General features: G+C 67.4%; 16 protein-coding genes and 1 pseudogene. 16 read left to right on the top strand and 1 reads right to left on the bottom strand.

Annotation, left to right across the window (positions count from 1 at the left end; genetic code table 11):
• The first annotated feature begins 4 nt into the window (after positions 1-4).
• The 14 genes and pseudogenes from BM244_RS13980 to BM244_RS13915 all read left to right on the top strand — a co-directional run bounded on the left by BM244_RS13980 (position 5) and on the right by BM244_RS13915 (position 18,749).
• Complete coding sequence (locus BM244_RS13980; protein ID WP_093399492.1) at positions 5-1,420, top strand: UDP-N-acetylmuramoyl-L-alanyl-D-glutamate--2,6-diaminopimelate ligase; 1,416 nt, start codon at positions 5-7, stop codon at positions 1,418-1,420.
• Between the two features lie 127 nt (positions 1,421-1,547).
• Entirely contained in the window at positions 1,548-2,939 is a 1,392-nt protein-coding gene (gene murF, locus BM244_RS13975) for a UDP-N-acetylmuramoyl-tripeptide--D-alanyl-D-alanine ligase (RefSeq protein WP_093399491.1), read from the top strand.
• The gene (mraY, locus tag BM244_RS13970) at positions 2,940-4,010 is read left to right on the top strand and encodes a phospho-N-acetylmuramoyl-pentapeptide-transferase (protein ID WP_056051331.1); all 1,071 of its coding nucleotides are present in this window, start codon (positions 2,940-2,942) and stop codon (positions 4,008-4,010) included.
• Positions 4,007-5,407, top strand: a complete 1,401-nt coding sequence (murD, locus tag BM244_RS13965; RefSeq protein WP_093399490.1) for a UDP-N-acetylmuramoyl-L-alanine--D-glutamate ligase — start codon at positions 4,007-4,009, stop codon at positions 5,405-5,407. Before mraY ends, murD begins: the two co-directional genes overlap by 4 nt.
• A gap of 59 nt (positions 5,408-5,466) precedes the next feature.
• Positions 5,467-6,648, top strand: a complete 1,182-nt coding sequence (locus BM244_RS13960) for an FtsW/RodA/SpoVE family cell cycle protein (protein WP_093399597.1) — start codon at positions 5,467-5,469, stop codon at positions 6,646-6,648.
• Complete coding sequence (gene murG / locus BM244_RS13955; RefSeq protein ID WP_093399489.1) at positions 6,645-7,787, top strand: undecaprenyldiphospho-muramoylpentapeptide beta-N-acetylglucosaminyltransferase; 1,143 nt, start codon at positions 6,645-6,647, stop codon at positions 7,785-7,787. Before BM244_RS13960 ends, murG begins: the two co-directional genes overlap by 4 nt.
• Positions 7,784-9,202: a UDP-N-acetylmuramate--L-alanine ligase gene (gene murC, locus BM244_RS13950; protein ID WP_093399488.1), complete on the top strand. Its 1,419-nt coding sequence runs from the start codon at positions 7,784-7,786 to the stop codon at positions 9,200-9,202. The genes murG and murC overlap by 4 nt, the downstream gene beginning before the upstream one ends.
• Before the next feature lie 83 nt (positions 9,203-9,285).
• Positions 9,286-10,185, top strand: a pseudogene (gene murB, locus BM244_RS13945) (UDP-N-acetylmuramate dehydrogenase); the annotation flags it as partial.
• 137 nt (positions 10,186-10,322) lie between these two features.
• The gene (locus tag BM244_RS13940; protein WP_093399487.1) at positions 10,323-11,261 is read left to right on the top strand and encodes a D-alanine--D-alanine ligase; all 939 of its coding nucleotides are present in this window, start codon (positions 10,323-10,325) and stop codon (positions 11,259-11,261) included.
• A complete protein-coding gene (locus BM244_RS13935) occupies positions 11,258-12,220 on the top strand; it encodes a cell division protein FtsQ/DivIB (RefSeq protein ID WP_093399486.1) in 963 nt (320 codons plus the stop codon). The genes BM244_RS13940 and BM244_RS13935 overlap by 4 nt, the downstream gene beginning before the upstream one ends.
• A 1-nt stretch (position 12,221) precedes the next feature.
• Positions 12,222-13,484 (top strand): cell division protein FtsA, encoded by a 1,263-nt coding sequence (gene ftsA / locus BM244_RS13930; protein WP_056051322.1) that lies wholly within the window; start codon positions 12,222-12,224, stop codon positions 13,482-13,484.
• A 113-nt stretch (positions 13,485-13,597) separates the two neighbouring features.
• Positions 13,598-15,175 carry a cell division protein FtsZ gene (gene ftsZ / locus BM244_RS13925; RefSeq protein ID WP_093399485.1) on the top strand — a complete coding sequence of 526 codons (1,578 nt, stop codon included), beginning with the start codon at positions 13,598-13,600 and terminating at the stop codon, positions 15,173-15,175.
• A 236-nt stretch (positions 15,176-15,411) separates the two neighbouring features.
• A complete protein-coding gene (locus BM244_RS13920) occupies positions 15,412-17,586 on the top strand; it encodes a tetratricopeptide repeat protein (protein WP_093399595.1) in 2,175 nt (724 codons plus the stop codon).
• A complete protein-coding gene (locus BM244_RS13915) occupies positions 17,583-18,749 on the top strand; it encodes a deoxyguanosinetriphosphate triphosphohydrolase (protein WP_093399484.1) in 1,167 nt (388 codons plus the stop codon). The genes BM244_RS13920 and BM244_RS13915 overlap by 4 nt, the downstream gene beginning before the upstream one ends.
• Before the next feature lie 202 nt (positions 18,750-18,951).
• Here the strand turns inward: BM244_RS13915 and BM244_RS13910 are convergent, their stop codons facing one another.
• Entirely contained in the window at positions 18,952-19,245 is a 294-nt protein-coding gene (locus BM244_RS13910; RefSeq protein WP_254784441.1) for a hypothetical protein, read from the bottom strand.
• Positions 19,246-19,464: 219 nt separating this feature from the next.
• Between BM244_RS13910 and BM244_RS13905 the strand changes: the two genes are divergently transcribed.
• The gene (locus BM244_RS13905; RefSeq protein WP_175518203.1) at positions 19,465-21,006 is read left to right on the top strand and encodes a DUF1800 domain-containing protein; all 1,542 of its coding nucleotides are present in this window, start codon (positions 19,465-19,467) and stop codon (positions 21,004-21,006) included.
• A 2-nt stretch (positions 21,007-21,008) separates the two neighbouring features.
• Positions 21,009-22,163, top strand: a complete 1,155-nt coding sequence (locus BM244_RS13900; protein WP_093399482.1) for a DUF1501 domain-containing protein — start codon at positions 21,009-21,011, stop codon at positions 22,161-22,163.
• Positions 22,164-22,366: the final 203 nt, after the last annotated feature.

The raw sequence follows: 22,366 nt of genomic DNA, 5'->3' as shown, positions 1-22,366 counted from the left end.
TTGCATGAAACTCGCAGCGCTGACCGACGGGACGGAAGAGGCGCAGGTGACGGGGTTCGCGATCGATCACCGCAAGGTCGCGCCGGGCACCGTGTTCGGCGCGTTCGAAGGCGCGCGCGTCAACGGCGAGGATTTCGTGGCCGATGCGATCCGCTCGGGCGCGATCGCAGTCGTGGCGCGGCCTGGGCTGACGGTCGAGGGCGCTACCTACATCGCCGACGACAACCCCCGCGAGCGGTTCGCGCAATTGGCCGCGAAGTTCTTCGCGCCGTTTCCCGAGACGTCGGTGGCGATTACCGGGACCAACGGGAAGACGTCGTGCGTCGAGATGACTCGGCAGCTGTGGCGGATGGCGGGGTTTCATGCGGCTTCGATCGGCACGCTTGGCGTGACGACGGCCGACGAGCGGGTTACGACCGGGCTGACCACGCCGGATGTGGTGACGTTCCTGTCGAATGTGGCGGGGCTCGCGCGTGAAGGCGTGACGCATCTGGCGTTCGAAGCGTCGAGCCACGGGCTGACGCAGTATCGGACCGAGGGGCTGAAGGTGGCTGCAGCCGCGTTCACCAATCTTAGCCGCGACCATCTCGATTATCACGGCGACATGGCGGCGTATTTCACTGCCAAGATCCGGTTGTTCTCCGAAGTGCTCTCGACGGATGGCGCGGCGGTGGTGTGGGCGGATGATCCGCAATCAGCGCGCGTAATCGATCTGGCGCGCGAACGTGGCAACCGGCTGATCACGGTTGGCACGCAGGGCGAGACTTTGCGGCTGGTCGGCCGCGATCCGACGCTGCTCGGGCAGGGGCTGACGATCGAGGCCGAGGGCCAGACGTACAAGGTGACCCTGCCGCTGATCGGAGCCTATCAGGCAGCGAACGCGCTGGTATCAGCCGGGCTGGTGATCGCGACGGGTGGCGATATCGGCGCGACGATCGCCAACCTCGCGCGCCTGCAACCGGTCCGCGGGCGGCTGGAGCGCGCCGTGATTGCGAAGTCGGGTGCGCCGGTTTACGTCGACTATGCCCACACCCCCGACGCTCTCGAAGCGGCAATCGCTGCGCTGAAACCGCACGCTGGCGGCAAACTGATCGTGGTGTTCGGCGCCGGCGGTGATCGCGATACCGGCAAGCGCGAGACGATGGGTCAGGTCGCGGTGCAACACGCCGACCGTGTGATCGTGACGGACGACAATCCCCGGACCGAGGACGCGCGGGCGATCCGCTGCGACGTACTGAAAGGCGCGCGGGGCGCTGAGGAAATCGGTGATCGTCGCGCGGCGATCGGCGCGGCGGTGCGCGAGGCTGGGTCCGAGGATATCGTGCTGATCGCGGGCAAGGGGCATGAACAAGGCCAGATCGTTGGCGACATGGTCCTTCCCTTTGACGACGTGACCGTCGCGCGGGAGTGCGCGGCGTGAGCGCGGCGACATCGTCATTCCCCTCCCGTTTGCGGGAGGGGCTAGGGGAGGGCGCGACGTACGTACTGGCGTCCGGCCCGTTTGGTCAGCCCCTCCCCCGCCCCCTCCCGCAAGCGGGAGGGGAGCAGTGAGTATCTGGACTTCAGCCGAGATCGCTGCCGCTACCGGCGGCGTCGCTTCGGGTGATTTTTCCGTCAGTGGCGTCGCGTTCGACTCGCGGGAGGTTGGCCCCGGCAACTTGTTCGTGGCGATGAAGGGCGAGGCGAGCGATGGCCACCGCTTCCTTGACCAGGCCTTCGCACAGGGCGCGGCGGGGGCGATCGTGTCCGAGCCTTGCGACCATCCGCACGTCCTTGTTGCGGATAGCTTTGCCGCATTAAACGCCCTCGGCCGCGCCAGCCGCGCGCGCTCCACCGCCACGATCATCGGCGTTACCGGTTCCGTGGGGAAGACCAGCGCGAAGGAAGCGCTGTTCGCCTGCCTCGACCGCGCCGCGCCCGGCGAGGTGCACCGTTCGGTCAAGAGCTACAACAACCACACCGGCGTCCCGCTGAGCCTTGCCCGGATGCCGCGCGACGCGAAGTTCGGCGTGTTCGAGATGGGGATGAACCACGCCGGTGAGCTTGCCGAACTGACCCAGCTCGTGCGGCCGCACATCGCGATGATCACTGCGATCGCGCCTGCGCATACCGCGTTCTTTCCCGACGAGAGCGCGATCGCCGATGCCAAGGGGGAGATCTTTGCCGGGCTCGAACCGGACGGGACTGCGATCGTGCCCTACGACAGCCCGCACCGCGATCGGCTGCTTGGCCACGCCGCGCCGCATGCCGCGCATATCGTTACGTTTGGCAGCGAGAAGGGCGCCGATGTCCGCGCGATCGAGGCGATGCGGCTGCCGACGGGCGGGACGTTCGTCACCGCGCGGATGGGGCAGGGGGCGGAGCACGAGCTGAGCTTCACGATCGCGCAGCCCGGCGCGCACTGGGTGTCGAACGCGCTCGGCGTGCTGGCCTGCGTGCAGGCGGCCGGCAGTGATCTCGGACTTGCCGGCCTTGCGTTGGCCGAACTCGGCGGATTGCAGGGACGCGGCGCACGGTCGCTGGTGACCGTCGGCGAAGGCCAGGCGCTGGTGATCGACGAGAGCTACAACGCCAACCCAGCCTCGATGCGCGCGACGTTAAGCGTCCTCAGCCACGAGCCGGGCCGCCACGTCGCGGTGCTCGGCGAGATGCGCGAATTGGGCGAGGGCTCCGACGACTATCACGCAGCCCTGGCCGAACCCATCCTCGCCGCGCGCGTCGAAATGGCGCTACTCGTCGGTGAAGCGATGGCGCCGTTAGCACAGGTGCTTGAGGGACAGATCGAAACCGTCCATGTGGGCGACGCTGCGGCCGCGCTCGCGTCGTTACGGACGATCCTGGCGCCGGGCGATGTCGTGCTCGTCAAGGGATCGAACGGGGTAGGCCTCGCGCGCGTCGTAGCGGGTCTCCAGGCTGGCCTCAAAGGCGGGATTAACTGAATGTTGTACTGGCTCGCCGAGCATCTGGGGTTTCCCGGCCTGCTGAACCTCATCCGTTACCAGACGGTGCGGACCGGCGGTGCCGTCGCGACCGCGCTGATCATCGGCCTTATCATCGGGCCGAAGTTCATCGGCTGGTTGCGCGTGCGGCAGGGCAAGGGGCAGCCGATCCGCGCCGACGGCCCGCAGTCGCATCTGTCGAAGCGCGGCACGCCGACGATGGGCGGGCTGATGATCCTGACCTCGATGTGCCTCGCCATCTTCCTGTGGATGGACCTGAGCAATCCGTATGTCTGGGCGTGCCTGTTCGTGACGCTCGGCTTCGGGACGATCGGGTTCCTCGACGACTATGACAAGGTGCGCAAAGCCAGCACCGCGGGGATCAGCGGGCGCACGCGGCTGCTGCTCGAGTTCATCATCGCCGGCGTCGCCGCGACGATCATTATGTCGCAGAACGGCCCGCACCTGTATTTGCCGTTCACGTCGCGCATGTACCTCGATCTCGGCTGGTTCTTCCCGGTGTTCGCGGCGTTCACGATCGTGTCGTTCGGCAATGCGGTAAACCTCACGGATGGGCTCGACGGGCTGGCGACGATGCCGGTGATCATCGCCAGCGTCGCGTTCATGGTGATCGTGTATCTGGTCGGGAACGTGAAATTCGCGGATTATCTCGGTATCCCGCACGTCCCTCGCGCGGGTGAGTTGGCGATATTCTGCGGGGCGATCGTCGGCGCTGGCTTAGCGTTCCTGTGGTTCAATGCGCCGCCGGCCGCGGTGTTCATGGGCGATACCGGGTCGCTGGCTCTGGGTGGCGCGCTCGGGACGATCGCGGTCGTCGCGCATCACGAGATCGTGCTGGGGATCATCGGCGGGTTGTTCGTGATCGAGGCGCTGTCGGTGATCATCCAGGTGTTCTTCTACAAGCGCACCGGCAAGCGCGTGTTCCGGATGGCGCCGATCCACCATCATTTCGAACAGCTCGGCTGGGCCGAGGCGACCGTCGTGATCCGCTTCTGGATCATCGCGCTGGTGCTGGCGCTGGTCGGGCTTTCGACGTTGAAGCTGCGGTGATTATCGCGAAGGCCTGGCGCGGGAAACGCTATGCGGTGCTGGGGCTGGCGCGGTCGGGAGCTGCGACCGTGCGGGCGTTGGTGGCTGGTGGGGCGAGCGTTGTCGCGTGGGATTCCGACGAGGCGAAGCGTGACGCAATCCTCCCCGGTACGGGGAGGGGGCCCAGTTTTGCTGGTGGAGGGGGGGCTGTTCCAGGCGTTTCGCTTGCGGATGCCCCCCTCCATCACCAGCCTGCGGCTGGCGGTCCCCCTCCCCGTGCCGGGGACGATTTGAGGGTCGCACCTCTCGATGATCTCTCGGGGTTCGACGCTGTGGTCGTGTCTCCAGGCGTTCCTCTCAACACGCACCCGCTCGCCGCGGCGGCCCGTGCGGTAGGCGTCCCCGTCATCGGCGACATCGAGCTCTTCGCGCAGGCCCGCGCCGACCTTCCCCTGCATAAGGTCGTCGGCATCACCGGCACCAACGGCAAGTCCACCACTACCGCACTCGTCCACCACATCCTCAAGACCGCTGGCGTCCCGACGCTGATGGGCGGCAACATCGGCCTCCCGATCCTCGAACAGCAACCGCTCCCCGAGGGAGGCGTCTATGTGCTTGAACTGTCAAGCTACCAGATCGACCTGACGCAGACGCTCGATTGCGACGTCGCGGTGCTGCTCAACATCACGCCGGATCACCTTGATCGCTACGATGGCTTCGAAGGCTATGCGGCCTCCAAGGCGCGGTTGTTCGCGATGCAGTCGGCCGAGCATGACGCGGTCATCGGCATCGGCGACGCGCCGTCCGCGCAGATCGCGCGCGGGCTGTCGGCGAAGGGCGAGCACCTCACCAAGATCGCGCCCGGTGTGTGCATGGATCAGAGCAGTTGGCCGACGCTCCAGGGCCCGCACAACGCCCAGAACGCACTCGCCGCGATCGCCGTGGTCAAGGCGCTGGGCATAAGCGAGGTCGACATCGACCGCGGCCTCACCAGCTTCACGGGCCTGCCGCACCGCATGGAACAGATCGCCTCGTACGCCGGCGTCGCCTATGTCGACGACAGCAAGGCGACCAATCCCGAGAGCACTGCGCCGGCGCTCGCCGCGTTCGGCCGGGTCCACTGGATCGTCGGCGGCCGCGCGAAGGGCGACGACCTCGACGCATGCAGGCCCGCCTTCGGCCATGTCGTCCACGCCTACACGATCGGCGAGGCTGGCCCGAAATTTGCCGAGATTTTGAAAGACTCCATGCCCGTCGATAACGTCGGCACGCTCGACGCAGCGGTCCGCAATGCCACCGCAAACGCCAGGCCCGGCGACACTGTTTTGTTATCCCCCGCCTGTGCTAGCTTCGACCAGTTTCGCGATTACGAAGCGCGCGGGGCCGCGTTCCGCGCGGCGGTGGAGTCGCTGGCATGACCGATATCCGCGCTGGAACCATTGACATGGGCACACCGAAGACCAGCATCGTCGCGAAGATGAAGCGGCGCGGCGGGCGCGGCGATCAGTCGCCGCTCGGCACGTGGTTCTGGGATATCGACCGGATGCTGCTGTTGCTGACGCTGTTCCTGATCGCAATCGGGCTGATCGCGGTGGCGGCGGCGTCGCCAGCGAGCGCGGTCCGCTATTCGGGCGAGCATCACAAGATCGCGCCGCTATACTATTTCTGGCGGCAGTTGATGTGGGTCGGCGTGTCGCTCCCGGTGCTGTTCGGCGTGTCGATGATGCCCGTGTCGATGGCGCGGCGGATGGCGATCGGCGGCTGCGCGCTGTTCGTGCTGATGCTGATGGTGACGCCGTTCATCGGGGTCGAAGCGAACGGCGCACGGCGCTGGCTCGGCGTCGGCTTCGCACAGTTCCAGCCTTCCGAGTTCCTGAAACCGCTGTTCATCGTCACCGTCGCGTGGCTGTTGTCGCTACGTGCGAAGGATGCCGAACTGCCGACCGTGCTGATCACCGGTGCGATGACCGCGGGCGTCGCGGTGCTGCTGATGCTCCAGCCCGATTTCGGCCAGACGATCATCTTCTGTTCGGTGTGGATGGCGTTGCTGATGATCGCGGGAACGCCGGCCAAGGTGATGCTAGGCCTCGTCGCGATGGCGCCGGCGGGGCTGATCGCCGCGTATGTGTTCTATGGCGTGGCGCGGTCGCGGATCGATGCGTTCCTGTTTCCGGGTGTCGAGGGCGAGGGCGCGGGCGACCATTTCCAGACGAATGCGGCGCATGATACGCTCACCGCGGGCGGCTGGACAGGCACCGGCCCCGGCGCCGGTGCGGCGAAGTTTGGACTGCCCGAGGCGCATACCGACTATATTTTCTCGGTGATCGGCGAGGAGTTCGGGCTGATCGCATGTTCGGTGATCGCGGTGATTTTCCTCGCGATCGTGGTGCGCGTGTTCGTCAAGCTGCTGGACGAGCAGGATGAATTCAAGCTGCTGGCCTCCGCCGGGCTCGCGACGCAGTTCGGTGCGCAGGCGCTGGTCAGCATGGCGGTGAACACCGGCCTCGCGCCATCGAAGGGTATGACGCTGCCGTTCATCAGCTATGGCGGGTCGTCGATGATCGCGTTGTCGGTCGGCATGGGGTTGCTGCTGGCGTTTACCCGGCGCAATCCGTTTCTCACGCGGAGCCCCTATGTCGTCCGCTGGAGTGGTGAATGAGTAAGCATTACGTCCTCGCAGCCGGTGGGACCGGGGGGCACATGGTCCCGGCAGCGGCGCTCGCGGCCGAACTGACGAAGCGCGGCCACCGCGTCGCGCTGGTCAGCGATGCGCGCGGCGTGCGGTTTCCAGGGCTGTTCGAGGATATCCAGACGCATGTCCTGCCAGCCGGACGCTTTACCGGCGGGCCGCTCGGTTGGGCTCGGGCCACGCGGGAGATGTGGCGCGGACGGGCGATGGCGCGCGAACTGTACCGGACCTTCAAGCCCGCGGCGGTGATCGGCTTCGGCGGCTATCCTGCGTTGCCGGCATTGCTGGCGGCGTTCGCGGACAAGATCCCGACTGCGGTGCATGAGCAGAACGCGGTGCTGGGACGCGTGAACCGCTTCGTCGCGGGGCGCGTGGACGCGATCGCGACCTCGTCTGAGCCGACCGAGCGCCTCGCGCCGAAGCTGCTGGGCAAGGCGCATCTGGTCGGCAATCCGGTGCGCGAGGCGGTGCTGGCGTTGCGCTCGCGGCCGTATCCGCTGCTGGAGGAGGACGGGATCTTCCGCGTGCTCGTGACCGGCGGTAGCCAGGGGGCGAGCATCCTGTCGCAGGTCGTGCCCGATGGTCTGGCGATGCTGCCGGTGACGTTCCGGCGGCGGTTGCAGGTGACGCACCAGGCGCGGATCGAGGATATCGACGCGGTTCGCGCGAAATACGCCGAGCATCATATTCCGGCCGAATTGGCGACGTATCTGCCGGATATGCCCGAGCAGCTGGCCTGGGCGCATCTGGTGATCGCACGCGCGGGGGCTTCGACGATTTCGGAACTGACCGCGGCGGGGCGGCCGGCGATCCTCGTGCCGCTGCCGGGTGCTACAGACGATCACCAGACCGTGAACGCGCGTGAGATGACGAAGGCGGGCGGCGCGCGGACGATCGCGCAGGGAGACTTTACCGCAGTGGAACTGGCCAAGCAGATGCAGAAACTCGGGCTCGATCCGGCGGCGTTGCAGAATGCGGCGGGGCGTGCGCGCAGTTGCGGGCGGCCGAATGCGGCAAGCGATCTGGCCGACCTGGTCGAGAGCCTGGATGCACCGTTGTCGCGGATTCCGGTCGGCGCGCCCTCCAAGCCAAAGGCGCAGTTCGCATGAAGGGCGTCGCAACGGACATCGGCACGATCCACTTCGTCGGGATCGGCGGGATCGGCATGTCGGGCATCGCCGAGGTGATGAAGAACCTCGGCTACCGCGTGCAAGGGTCGGACGTGGCCGAGGGCTATGTCGTGCAGGGGTTGCGCGACAAGGGCATTCCGGTCGCGATCGGTCATGCCGCGTCGAACATCGGAGATGCTGCGGTGGTGGTCGTGTCGACCGCGATCGTGCGCTCGAACCCGGAGGTCGAGGCGGCGTTGAATGCCCGCGTGCCGGTGGTGCGGCGTGCGGAAATGCTCGCCGAGCTGATGCGGTTGAAGTCGACCGTCGCGGTCGCAGGGACGCATGGGAAGACGACGACGACGTCGATGGTGGCGGCGTTGCTCGATGCGGGCGGGGTCGATCCGACGGTCATCAATGGCGGGATCATCAACTCGTACGGCTCGAACGCGCGGCTGGGCGCTAGTGACTGGATGGTGGTGGAAGCGGACGAGAGCGACGGCAGCTTCCTGCGGCTCGACGGCACGATCGCGGTCGTCACGAACATCGATCCCGAGCATCTCGATCATTACGGCTCGTTTGACGCGGTGAAGGATGCGTTCGTCGAGTTCGTCGAGAACGTGCCGTTCTATGGCGCGGCGTTGCTGTGCCTCGATCATCCGGAGGTGCAGGGGATCCTGCCGAGGGTGCGTGATCGTCGGGTCGTCACGTACGGTTTCTCGGCGCAGGCGGATGTGCGCGGGGTCGAGGTTACGCCGATCCCGGGCGGCAACCGGTTCGATTGCGTGGTGCGCGAGCGTGATGGCGCGACGCGGACGATTTCGGGGATCGAGATGCCGATGCCGGGGCGGCACAACGTCCAGAATGCGCTGGCGGCGATCGGCGTGGCGCTGGAACTTGGGATTGCGGATGCGACGATCCAGCAGGGGTTTGCCAAGTTCGGTGGCGTGAAGCGGCGGTTCACCAAGGTCGGCGAAGTGGCCGGTGTCACGATCATCGATGACTACGGGCACCACCCGGTCGAGATCCGGGCTGTCTTGGCGGCAGCGCGCGAAGGCGTGAAGGGCCGCGTGATCGCGGTGGTGCAGCCGCATCGCTATTCGCGACTTGGGAATTTGATGGAAGATTTCCAGACGGCGTTCAACGACGCCGACCGGGTGTTGGTGACGCCGGTTTACGCGGCGGGCGAGGCGCCTGTGGAGGGCGTCGATGCGGCGGCTTTGGTCGAGGGGTTGAAGCGGCGTGGGCACCGGTTCGCGGGTGTGGTCGCGGATGCGGATGCGCTGGCGGTGGAACTGGCGGCGACGATCGAGGCTGACGACATGGTCGTGTGTCTCGGCGCTGGCGACATTACGAAGTGGGCGGCCGGGCTGGCGGATGCGATCGCGGTCGAGCGCGCGAAGGTGTTGGCGTGAGCGCCCGCGCTTCTGCTCCCCTTCCGCTTGCGGGAGGGGTCGGGGGAGGGGCTGCGGCCTCCCCCGACGGCACGGGCGCGGCTATGTCGGTCCCTCCCCTGACCCCTCCCGCAATCGGGAGGGGAATCAAGGTCGAGGCAGGGGCTTCGCTGGCGGCTTTCATATGGTTTCGGACTGGTGGGCCGGCGGAGACACTGGTGCGGCCCGATACGGCGAACGATCTGGCCGCCTATTTGCGTGATCTCGAACCTGCGACGCCGGTACTGCCAGTCGGGGTCGGCTCAAACCTGATCGTGCGGGACGGTGGCGTGCCGGGAGTCGTCGTGCGGCTTCCCAAGGCTATGGCGAAGGTTTCGGTTGAGGACGGGCGTGTTCGAGCGGGCGCGGGGGCGATGGGGATTACCGTTGCCAGTGCCGCGCGGGATGCTGGGATTGGCGGGCTTGAGTTTTTGCGTGGGATTCCGGGTACTGTCGGCGGAGCGGTTCGGATGAACGCGGGTGCTTATGGTCGCGATGTCAGCGATATTCTGGTTGAGGCTACCGTGGTTACTCGGGAAGGTTCGGTCGAAGTCTGGCCTGCCGAAAAGCTTGGTTTTACCTATCGTCATTCGGACCTGCCCGCGGGAGCCGTCGTGGTCGAAGCGGTATTCTCCGGCACGCCCGGCGAGCCTGCCGTGATCGGTGCGGAGATGGACCGGATTGCGGCCGAGCGCGAGGCTTCGCAGCCTCTTCGCTCGCGCACCGGGGGGTCGACGTTCAAGAACCCCGAGGGACACAAAGCGTGGGCGTTGATCGACGCGGCCGGGTGTCGGGGACTGACTCGCGGTGATGCGCAGGTCAGTGAGAAGCATTGCAATTTCCTGCTGAACCTCGGGTCCGCGTCGAGCGCGGAGATCGAGGCGCTGGGTGAAGAGGTACGCGACAAGGTGAAGGCGCATTCGGGGGTGACGTTGGAATGGGAAATCCAGCGGGTTGGCATCGCTGCTCCCTCTCCCCTGCGGGGAGATGGTCGGGGTGATGAGCAGCCAAGCAGTGCACCACCCGCGCTTTCCACCAGCGATGCGGCTGGTGATGGCGGGCGCCCACCCCTCGGTCCCCTCCCGCATGCGGGAGGGGAGGCATGACGGGTCCACTTCACATCGCGGTGCTCATGGGCGGCTGGTCGGCGGAGCGCGAGGTCTCGCTGATGTCGGGTAATGGCTGTGCGGACGCGCTTGAGTCGCTCGGGCACCGGGTCACGCGGATCGACATGGGACGAGACGTCGCGGCCAAGCTCGCCGAGGCGAAGCCTGATCTCGTGTTCAACGCGCTCCATGGCACGCCTGGCGAGGATGGATCGGTGCAGGGGCTGCTCGACCTGATGGGCCTGCGCTATACCCACTCCGGCCTCGCCACGTCCGTCATCGCGATCGACAAGGTGCTGACCAAACTGCTGCTCGTCCCGGCGGGCGTGCCGATGCCGGGCGGGCGGATCGTCAAGTCGGCGGATCTGTTCGAGAGCGATCCGATGGCGCGGCCGTACGTATTGAAGCCGGTCAACGAGGGCTCCTCGGTCGGCGTGGCGATCGTTACCGACAGCGGCAATTACGGCAATCCGATCGCGCGCGACAGCGTCGGGCCGTGGGGCGAGTTCGAGGAACTGCTCGCCGAACCCTACATCCGCGGACGCGAACTGACGACGGCGGTGCTTGGCGGCAAGGCACTCGGGGTGACCGAGTTGAAGCCCAAGAGCGGCTGGTACGATTACGACGCGAAATACACCGACGGGATGACGGTGCACGTCTGCCCGGCGGAGATCCCCGACGAGATCACCGATGCGTGCAAGAGCCTCGCGCTCGAAGCGCACCGGTTGCTCGGCTGCAAGGGCGCGTCGCGGTCCGATTTTCGTTGGGATGACGAGCGCGGCGTCGACGGGCTGTTCCTGCTCGAGGTGAACACGCAGCCGGGGATGACTCCGCTGAGCCTCGTCCCCGAGCAGGCGCGGCACATCGGCATGAGCTATGCCGAGCTGGTGCAGGCGATCGTCGACGAAGCGCTTCAGGACCATCCTTCTCCATGAGCCGCACGATCAAGCGCGGTCCGCCGCCCAAGCGGCCCGCCCCGCGCCGGAAGGTCGCGGTCAAGAAGGTGTCGGTGATGGACCGGCTGGTCGGGATGCTCCCGGTCAGCGAGGACACGCTTCGGAAAATAGCGACGTGGTCGATCCTCGGCGCGGGCGGGGCTGTAGCGATCGCGGCGGCGACGTGGGTCGGCATCCCCGGCATGATCGGCGCGGCGGTGGCCGAGGGGGCGGGGCGCGCGGGCTTCAAGGTCGAGCAGATCGAGGTGACCGGCCTCAAGCGGATGGACCGGATGTCGGTCTATGCGGTCGCGCTGGAGGACAAGCAGAACCAGACGTCGATGCTGTCGGTCGATCTGGAGGCGGTGCGGCAGAAACTGCTGCGCTATGGCTGGATCGCGGACGCGCACGTCTCGCGGCGGCTGCCCAACACGATGCTCGTCGATATCGTCGAGCGGACGCCGGCTGCGGTGTGGCAGGACAATGGGCAGCTGACGCTGATCGATTCGTCGGGCGTGCTGCTGGAGCCGGTGCAGCCGGATGCGATCCCGAATCTGCCGCTGGTCATCGGGCCGGGCGCGGATCGGCAGGAGGCGTCGTACCAGACGCTGCTCGCCGCCGCGCCTGCGCTCAAGCCGCGCGTGAAGGCGGCGACCTGGGTCGGCAATCGGCGCTGGGACCTTACCTTCGAGAGCGGCGAGACGTTGGCGCTGCCCGAAGACGGCGCGCCGCGCGCGCTGGTGAAGTTCGCGGAGCTGGATGGGGCGCGGCCGTTGCTGGGGCGCGGCTGGATCCGGTTCGACATGCGCGATCCGACCAAACTGGTCGCGCGCAAACCGGGTGCGAGCCTGGCGCATAGCGTCGACGTGCCGGCACCTGCGAATGTGCCGGCAACGGGCGAGACTAATACTAATCCGTCGCAAACGGCGGGCGCGAACGTAACGGGCGGGGAGGGATGACATGGCGAAGGTGGCACCGGAAGGGCTGATCACGGCGCTCGATATCGGGTCGTCGAAGGTTTCGGCGATGATCGCGCAGAAGGGGGACGGGGGCGAGCTGATCGTGCTCGGCACCGGCCAGCGCGAGAGCCGGGGCGTCAAGCGCGGCTATATCGCCGACATGGCGACGACCGAGGCGGCAGTACGCGAGGCGGTCGAGCAAGCCGAGCGGATCGCCGGGATCAACATCGAGAATGTTTGGGTCGGGTTCTCGGCCGGCGGGCTCGTGTCCGACGTCGCCGAGGTCGAGTTCGAACTGGGCGGTCACCGCGTCGAGCAGCAGGATATCGATGCTTTGCTCGCCGCCGGGCGCAACTCGATCGATCCGCAGGGGCGCATGGTGCTGCACGCGCAGCCGGCGCTCTATACGCTCGACGGGCTGACGGGCGTGAAGACGCCGCTTGGGTTGCATGCCGATCGGCTCGGGGTGCACATCCATGTCGTCGCGGCGGACGGTTCGCCGGTGCGCAACCTCGATCTCTGCGTGCGGTCGGCGCATCTCGAAGTGAAGTCGATCATCGCCTCGCCGGTCGCGACGGGCTTGGCCTGCCTCAGCGACGAGGAGCGCGAGCTTGGCGTCGCGCTGGTCGAGATGGGGGCGGGGATCACCAACGTGTCGCTGTTCGCAGGGGGCATGCTGGTCGGGCTGACCTCGATCCCGATCGGCGCGCAGGACATTACGGACGACATCGCCAGCGCGTTCGGGACGCGGCGGCAGAATGCCGAGCGGATGAAGTGCTTCCACGGATCGGCCAACGCATCGCCGCGCGATAATCACGACATGATCCCGGTCATGCCGATCTCCGCTGAGGACGGCGCGGGCGAGGGGGCGCAGATCACCAAGGCGCAGCTGATCGGCGTGATCCGCCAGCGGCTCGAGCATCAGATGGGCGAAGTGCGCAACGCCCTCACCAAGCTGAAGTTCGAGGGGCCGGTCGGGCGTCAGGTCGTGCTGACCGGTGGTGGCGCCGAGCTGAAGGGCATCGCCGACTATGCGCAACAGGCGCTCGGGCGGTCGGTGCGGATCGGTCGACCGCGCGGGCTGACCGCGCTGCCGGAAGCGCATGGCGGACCGGCGTTCGCGACGCTAGCGGGGTTGGCCTTCTACGCGGCGACCAATCCGATCGACCTTCGCGGGCTCGCGCCGCAGCGGACGACGGTGCATCGGCCGAAGGGCATGGGCATGATGCGCAAATTGATTCAGGCGGCACGCGCGAATTATTAAGGGTTTCGAGCGCGCTGGCGTTATTTCGGCTGGAACAGGCCGTGACGTTGGTGCACACAGATTAATCAGGGGCCCGGCCGTAGCGTATCTACCGGGTTGTGCGGAGAACGGCGATGAGCATCGAATTCCTTAGTCCCGAAGTGGACGATCTGGCCCCCCGCATCGCGGTGATCGGCGTCGGCGGCGCGGGCGGCAACGCGATCGCCAACATGATGCGGGCCGACGTCCAGGGCGTCGACTTCCTCGTCGCGAACACCGACGCGCAGGCGTTGAAGCAGTCGACCGCACCGCAGCGGATCCAGCTCGGCACCAAGATCACGCAGGGTCTTGGCGCCGGTAGCCGTCCCGAGATCGGCCGTGCCGCTGCTGAAGAGACGATCGACCAGCTCGCCAAGATGCTCGAAGGCGCGCACATGTGCTTCATCACCGCCGGCATGGGTGGTGGCACGGGCACGGGCGCGGCGCCGGTCATCGCCAAGGCGGCGCGCGACATGGGCATCCTGACCGTCGGCGTCGTGACCAAGCCGTTCGCGTTCGAGGGCAACCGTCGCGCCAAGTCGGCTGAGGGCGGCATCGACGAACTCCAGAAGTATGTCGACACGCTGATCGTCATCCCGAACCAGAACCTGTTCCTCATCGCCAACGCGAACACGACCTTCAAGGAAGCGTTCACGATGGCGGACGAGGTGCTCCAGCAGGGCGTCCGTAGCATCACCGACCTGATGGTGATGCCGGGCCTCATCAACCTCGATTTCGCCGACGTCCGCTCGGTGATGCAGGAGATGGGCAAGGCGATGATGGGCACCGGCGAGGCAAGCGGCGACAACCGCGCGCTCGAGGCTGCTCAGAAGGCGATCTCGAACCCGCTGCTCGAGGGCGTCAGCATGCGCGGCGCGAAGGGCGTCATCATCTCGATCACCGGCGGCGACGACATGCGCCTGCTCGAAGTCGACGAAGCCGCGAATCACATCCGCGACCTGGTCGATCCCGATGCGAACATCATCTGGGGCTCAGCATTCAACCAGGAGCTCGAGGGCAAGATCCGCGTCTCGGTCGTCGCGACCGGGATAGACGCCGACGCCCGTCCGCCGGAAGTCGCGCCTGAGCCGACCCGCTCGTTCAGCTTCGGATCGCGCAAGACGGATGAGAACACCTCGTTCCGTCCGAGCGAGCCTGCCGCTTCGTCGGCCGCGCCTGTTGCGTCGTCCGCCGACGAAGAGCCGCTCGACCTGAACGCGTCGTCGGAAGTCGAGCCATCGGCGTCGAAGTCGGATGACGAGCTGGTGCTCGGTGCCGAGACGATGGTGCCGCAGGCCGCGCCTGCGCCGGTTGCTCCTGCTCCTCAGCCTGCGCCCGCACCGCGCACGTATGGCGACGAGCCTTACGGTCGTGGTCCGATCGCGCGTCCGGCTTCGGCATCGTCGGTGCCGCCCGCTCGCGCGCCGATCGCGCCGACTGTTCCGGTGCCGACGCCGGCTGCTGACGAAGGTGGTGCACGTCGTCGCTGGCTCGCTCCGGGTGCCGAAGCTGCCCCCGAGGCGGTTCCGGCCGCGCCGCGCGTGAAGCTCGGCGGTACGCTGTTCGAGCGCATGTCGAATGCGGCACGCGGTGCTGCGAAGGAAGACGGTGAAGCGGCTCCCCAGGACCCGCTCGACATCCCGCGCTTCCTGCATCGTCAGAACAACCAGTAATCCGGGAATAGCCGAAGCTTCTCAATATCTTGCACGATCCAGCCCGGTCCTCCCCTCTCCCACCGGGAGAGGGAGAGACGCCAAAGGCGGCGAAGGGTGAGGGCACGCCGAGCAAGGTTACCATGCTCATTGCATCCCAAACCCTGCATTCGTCGCCGCCCCAGCCCAGTTCGCCGCGCGCGTGCGTGCGAGACATTGCCGGTTCGGTCGGGCTGGCGTCTAGACAGATGATCCTCATGACCCGGTCCTCCCATCATCTCCTAACCGCCGCGCTGGCCCTCGTGCTCGCGGCCGTGCCAGCCGCCGCGTCCGCGCAAGCCGTCGTCCAGGCGATCCCCGGCACCACCGATGCGGACAAGCTCGGCGACGTGATGCGCCAGCTCGCGAGCAACCCCCGCAACATCGACGCGCTGATAAAAGCTGGCGATTTGTCGATGGGCCTCGGCGACCTCAGCGGTGCCGCCGCGCTGTTCGCACGCGCCGAGAAAGTGAACCCGCGGGACGGCCGCGCCAAGGCGGGAATGGCATCGATCCTCGTACGCTCCGAGCGTCCGGGCGAAGCGCTCCGCTATTACGCGCAGGCGGAAGGTCTCGGCCTCGATCCGCGCAACTTCGCCGCCGACCGCGGTCTCGCTTACGACCTGATCGGCCAGCAGGATCGGGCACAACGCGACTACCGCGTTGCACTCCGCGACGCACCCGACGACGAGACCATCAGGCGCTACGCGTTGTCGCTCGGCATCTCCGGCAAGCCAGAGCTCGCGATCCAGCAGCTCAATCCGCTCCTGGTCAAGAGCGACCGCGGCGCTTGGCGCTCTCGCGCGTTCATCCTCGCGATGAACGGCGACGTCGCCGGTGCCGAGAAGATCGCAACCACAATGATGCCCTCGGGCACCGCGCAGGGCCTGCAACCCTTCTTCCAGCGCCTGCCCAACCTGCCCGCAAGCGACCGCGCGTTCGCCGTGCACTTCGGCGAGGTCCACGCGACGCCCGCCCGCCTCGCGGATGCACGGATGGCACCACCCTTGGGGATTCTAGCCGCAGACCCCACCGCACCGGTAATGCTGGCAGCCGTAACGCCGCAACCCGCAGCCGCTGCGACCACCGGCAAGAAGGACAAGCGCGATCGCCGATCGAGCCGCGACCGTCTCCAGGTGGCAGCGGCAACGCGACCGTCGTCCACACCAGTACCCGCGACGACGTCGGCACCGATCCCGCCGGCCGCCACCCCGGCACGTACGCTGACGACGGTCCCGGCTCCGACCCCCTACGCCGCCCCCGTCCAGCTTGCAGCAGCGCCGATGCAGACGGTGCAGCCGCTTCCGGTGCGTACTGCGCAACCTTCGCAACCAAGCTATTCGGCACCGAACGTTGCGGTTCAGGGCGCTCGTACAAACCCGGCCACGGAAACGAACTCGGTAGTCTCGGCCGCCATCCAGCCGAGCCGGCCGTCGGTCGCCCGTACCGTCCCGGCACCATCGATGACGGGGACCCTTCCGCAGAGCGTCGCGACGCAGATGGCAGCGATCCCGGTGGGACCAGCGCGAACCGATCCGACCAGTGCGGCGAATGCGCTCGCAGCGTCGGCAGCGGCGGCGCCATCGGTTTCGACCCTGCCAACGCCAATCCAGCAGGCGGCCGCGCAGCCGTCTTCGCCCGTCCAGACCGCCGGCACGCCAACGCCCGGCTTCTCCAATTCGCCGACGTCAGCCCCCGCGGCATCGACGACGGTGGCCGCCGTGTCTCCCCTGACCCATGCAGTCGCGGCCAGCGAGGACTCGATCCTCGCGCGGATCGTCGCGGGCCTGTCGATCCCCGCATCCGAGCTCGACGTCGCGCCGATGCACCCGGCGCCCGTCGTGACCCCCGCGGCAAGTCCGGACTCGGACGATTCCGAACGCGTGCTGGCCGAGGCGAAGGCCAAGACCGAGCGCGACGCAGCGGCCAAGGCGATCGCCGCCAAGACGCTGGCTGCGGACAAGCTGGCCGCCGACAAGAAGGCCGCGCTCGACAAGAAGGCCGCGGCGAAAAAGGCCATCGCCGACAAGAAGGCGCTCGCCGAGAAGAAGGCTGCCGCCGCCGAGAAGCTGGCCGCCGACAAGGCCGCGGCCGAGGAAAAGCGGATCGCGCGCGCCAATCCCGCGCGGACCTGGGTCCAGGTGTCGACCGGCGCGACCGAGGGCGACCTGCCAAAGGCGTGGAAGAAGGCAAAGGCCAAGGCACCGACCGTGTTCGGCACCCGCGGCGGCTGGACCGCGCCATGGAAGGCGACCAACCGCGTCCTCGCCGGCCCGTTCAAGACCGATGCGGAAGCGCGGACCTTCGTCAATCAGCTCGCGAAGGAAGGCGTCCCGACGTTCACCTTCACCAGCGATCCCGGCGAGATCATTACAAAGCTCCCCGCGAAGTGAGCTACCGCGCGCCCTGGGCATCGGACCCGGCGCGCAGCAAAGGACGGCTTCACGAGGAACAGAACGGGTCCACGCGCGGGCCTCGCGACGCCTTCCAGCGCGACCGCGACCGGATCATCCACTCGATCAGCTTCCGTCGCCTGCGCCACAAGACGCAGGTGTTCATGGCGCCCGACGGCGATCATTTCCGCGTTCGACTGACGCACAGCCTCGAGGTCGCGCAGATCGGCCGGACGATCGCGCGGACGCTGGCGCTGAACGAGGACCTGACCGAGGCGCTGTGCCTCGCACACGACATCGGCCATCCGCCGTTCGGCCATGCCGGCGAGGATGCGTTGAAGGCGGCGTTGACCGGGCAGGGTGGCTTCGATCACAACGGCCATACACTGCGCACGCTGATGACGATCGAGCGGCCCTATCCGATGTGGAACGGGCTGAACCTGACCTGGGAAACGCTCGAAGGTCTCGCCAAGCATAACGGCCCGGTGCGGCATCCGGGCTGGGCGCTGGCGACGGCAGACGCGAAATACCCGCTCGCCCTGACCAGCTACTCGAGCCTCGAGGCGCAGGTCGCGGCGATCGCCGACGATATCGCCTACGACAATCACGACATCGACGATGGCCTGCGTGCAGGGCTACTGACGCTCGACCAGATGCTTGCCGTGCCGCTGGTCGCACGCGGCTGGGACGATGTGCGCCGCCGCTTCCCCGACATCGACCCGAAGCGCCTGGTCGGCGAGCTCGTCCGCACGCAGATCGGGACGATGGTCAACGACCTGATCGCCGAGACGCGCCAGCGGATCGCGGCGAGCGGCGTGACCAGCGTCGACGACGTCCGCGATGCCGGCCAATGCCTGGTCGGCTTCTCGCCCGAGATGCGCGAGGCGGAGCGCGACCTGAAACGCTTCATGTACGCCAACCTCTATCACCATCCGCGGCAACTGGCGGCGGCGGATGCGGCGCATGGGATCGTGTCCGGCCTGTTCGCGGTCTACCGCGACGATCCGCTGACGATCCCCGAGGAATGGCGGGAACGCCTGCCGTCGGAGGATCCGGACCGCAGCCGCCACATCGCCGACTTCATCGCGGGGATGACGGATCGGTACGCCGTGTCGCGCTACCGCGAACTGGTCGGCCCGATCGACCTGCCCGAAGGGTTCTGACTTCTGCGCCCCCCCTGAAAGGTAGGGGCTGGGGGTGGGTAGGCTGGCTCGTGCCGCGTCCATACCGTCATACGGAAGCCGACCCACCCCCCACCCCCTCCCTTCCAGGGAGGGGAGTTAAGAAGTTGCAGGCTCACTCAAACGCAAAACGGCGGCCGGACCTGGGTCCGACCGCCGCAGATGCTACTGAACGCCGCTAAGCTCAGCGCGTAACCGAAGCAATGCCACCAGCCGCGCCATTGGCTTCGGCGGTCTTGAACGCAACCGGGACGCCGCCCGACACACCCGATACGCGGTCGCCGCGAACGATCAGGTGAAACTTCTGGCCCGACGGATAGCGACGGCCGTCGATGACCTGGCGGCCACCGTCCTGCGTCGAGGTATAGACGTACGTGCTGCCCTCGTGGACGAAGCTCTGCTTGGCGTCGGCGGCCATGCCGATCGTCGAGGTGAGGGCGGCCGCTGCTGCTGCGATGATCTTGAAAGTATTGCGCATGATCGTGTCTCCCGCGGTGGTGCGTCGAGCCGGATCAGGTGTTTACCCAACTCTCGAGTCACAGAAATATTGCGGTGCAGCATGAGTTGCAATTGCAAACCGATCCGTCGCGATTGCATCAACTGCAACGATGAACGGCCCCCTGCGTGCGACCAGCGCGCCGGGTGACATACTTCCACGACATTTGCCGCGTACACTTGCATGCGAAGGAGAAGTGTCGTGTCTGCTTCCAGTATCGCGTTAAATCGGTTCGGGTTCGGCGCAAGGCCGGGTGAAGCTATCGTCGGCGATGCGGCGAAGTGGGTGTTGGCGCAGTGCGACCGGTTCGAGCCGCTGCCACCGGTCATCGCGAGCGCGCCTGCGACGGCCGGCATTTCGACAGGTCTCGTCGCCTACTATGCGCAGGAAAAGGCGATCAGGGCGCAATTCGGTCCGCGCACGCCGAAAGCCATGACCGGCATGGACGGGAAGCCGGCCGTCGCCGTCCCAACGATGTCCAATGCGATGACCCCCGCACCCGTGTCGCCGGGCGCTGCGCCCCCCGGAATGGCTCGGGCCCCCATGGCGCCGGGGCCGATCGATCCAGCCGCGGCCGCACGACAGGAAGCGCGACAAGTCATCGGCAAGCAGAGCCGCAACGATTACGGCGCGGCGGTCGCGGCGCGGACGATGGCGGCGCTGACCGGCGAGGCGCCGTTCGTCGAGCGGCTCGTGCATTTCTGGGCGAACCATTTCGCGGTTTCCACCGAGAAGTTCGAGGTAATGGCGCTGGCCGGCCCGATGGAGTTCGAGGCGATCCGGCCGCATGTCCTCGGCAAGTTCGCCGACATGCTGAACGCGGTCGAGCGGCATCCGGCGATGCTGCTGTATCTCGACCAGGCGGTGTCGATCGGTCCGGACAGTCCGTTCGCTATACGCAAGACCAAGCGTCGCACCGGTCTCAACGAGAACCTCGCGCGCGAGATCATGGAGTTGCACACGCTTGGCGTCCGCAGCGGCTACAGCCAGGCCGACGTCACCGAATTCGCGCGCGCGATGACCGGCTGGACGGTCGCGGGCATCGGCCGTGGCCCCGGCGCCCGTGTCCAGGACGATTCCCATGCAGGCGCATTCCTGTTCCTAGACGACGTTCATCAGCCCGGCGATCGCACCGTGATGGGGAAGCTCTATCCCGCGGCGGGGGAGGCACAGGCCCAGGCCGTGCTGTCCGATCTGGCGATTCATCCCGCGACCGCGACGCACATCGCGACCAAACTCGCGCGGCACTTCGCAGGCGATACGCCACCGCCGGCGATGGTCGCGCGGTTGAAGACGGCCTTCCTGAAATCGGGTGGTGACCTGCCGACTGTCTATCGCGCGCTGATTGCGTCGCCTGAGGCGTGGGTGCCGCAGCCGGTGAAGTTCAAGTCGCCCTGGGAATGGTATCTGTCCACACAGCGCGCGCTCGGCACGACCATCGTCCAGCCCGGCGTCACGGTCGGAATGATGAACCAACTCGGCCAGCCGATATGGCAGCCGGGGCAGCCGGTCGGGTACGACGATATCGCCGGAGCCTGGGCCGGGCCCGACGCGATCCTGCGACGCGTGGAGGCGGCGGAGCGGTTCGCGGCGCGCGCCGGGCCGGTCGATGCGCGGGCGTTGGCGCCGACGCTGTTCCCCGCCTCGCTCAGTTCCTCCACTGCGCAGGGCCTGTCGCGTGCGGAAAGCCCTGCACAGGCGCTCGCGCTGTTGCTCGTCGCCCCTGAATCGCTGCGGAGATAGTCATGCTCGACCGTCGTTCCTTCTTGTCGACCGGCACGCTCGGCGTTCTCGCGTCCGCCTTCGCACCGCGCATCGCCTTCGCGCGCGCGGCGACCGACAAGCGCTTCGTGTTCATCATCCAGCGCGGGGCCGCCGATGGTCTCGGTACGATTGGCGCGGTCGGCGATCCGGCGTTTGCAGGCGCCCGCGGCGATCTCGCGGCGGACTTCGCAACGGGTACAAAGCTCGATGGCATGTTCACGCTACACCCCGCGATGACGTCGAGTGCCGGGCTCTACAAACAGGGCCAGGCGCTGTTCGCGCACGCCATCGCGTCGCCTTACCGGGATCGTTCGCATTTCGATGGCCAGAACGTGCTCGAAACCGGTGGGGTCAGCGCGTACCAGGTGCGCGACGGCTGGCTCAATCGGCTACTCGGCGTGCTGCCGACGGACGAGGCGCGCGCGATCGCGGTGGCGGCGACCGTGCCGATGGCGCTGCGGGGGCGGCGCGAGGTCGCGTCCTATGCGCCGTCGAGCCTGCCGGACGCGTCCGACGACCTGCTGCAACGCGTGGCGATGCTGTACGAGGGTGACCACCAGCTCCACGGCCTGTGGAGCGAGGCGATGGCGACGCGGCAACTCACCAGCGATCTCGCGCAGGATGGCGGGCGCAATGCGGCCGCGACGGGCGCGCTCGCCGCGCGGTTGCTCAAGCCCGACACCGGAGCACGGATCGCGATGATCGAGACCGGTGGCTGGGATACGCATGCCGGCCAGCGCGGCCGGCTGACCGCGCAGTTGAAGGGCCTCGATGCGATGGTCGCGTCACTCCAGGCGGGGCTGGGACCGTTATGGGCGGACACCATGGTGCTGGTCGCGACCGAGTTCGGACGGACCGTCGCGGTCAACGGCACCGGCGGGACCGATCACGGCACCGGCACGTCTGCAATGTTGTTCGGCGGCGCGGTGAAGGGGGGCAGGGTGGTATCGGACTGGCCCGGCCTCGCCCCCGCCGCGCTCTTCGAGGCCCGCGACTTGAAACCGACGATGCAGCTCGATGCGTTCATCGGCGGCGCGGTCTCGTCGCATTTCGGCGTCGAGCCTGCACGGGCGATGGCGGCGTTGTTTCCTGCGAGCGCGAGAACGGCGGCGATCGAGGGGCTGGTTCGGGTCTGACGCTGATCTTAGTTTTCCCGCAGATGCATCGATACACTTCTGTTCCCTCGCGAACGCGGGGGCCCAGCATCTCGCGCGGTGGATGTGGTTTAGCTGGGCCCCGCGCCTGCGGGGAACGGGGATGGCCTCCTGATGTAGCGGACGGGCCCAGGCGGGCGCTAACGGCCACCCGGCGACGGGATTAAAATTGAGCGCCGCGCCGC

This window comes from Sphingomonas sp. OK281 (assembly GCF_900115295.1).
Classification (GTDB): Bacteria; Pseudomonadota; Alphaproteobacteria; order Sphingomonadales; family Sphingomonadaceae; genus Sphingomonas.
This window is presented reverse-complemented; position numbering and strand designations above follow the sequence as displayed.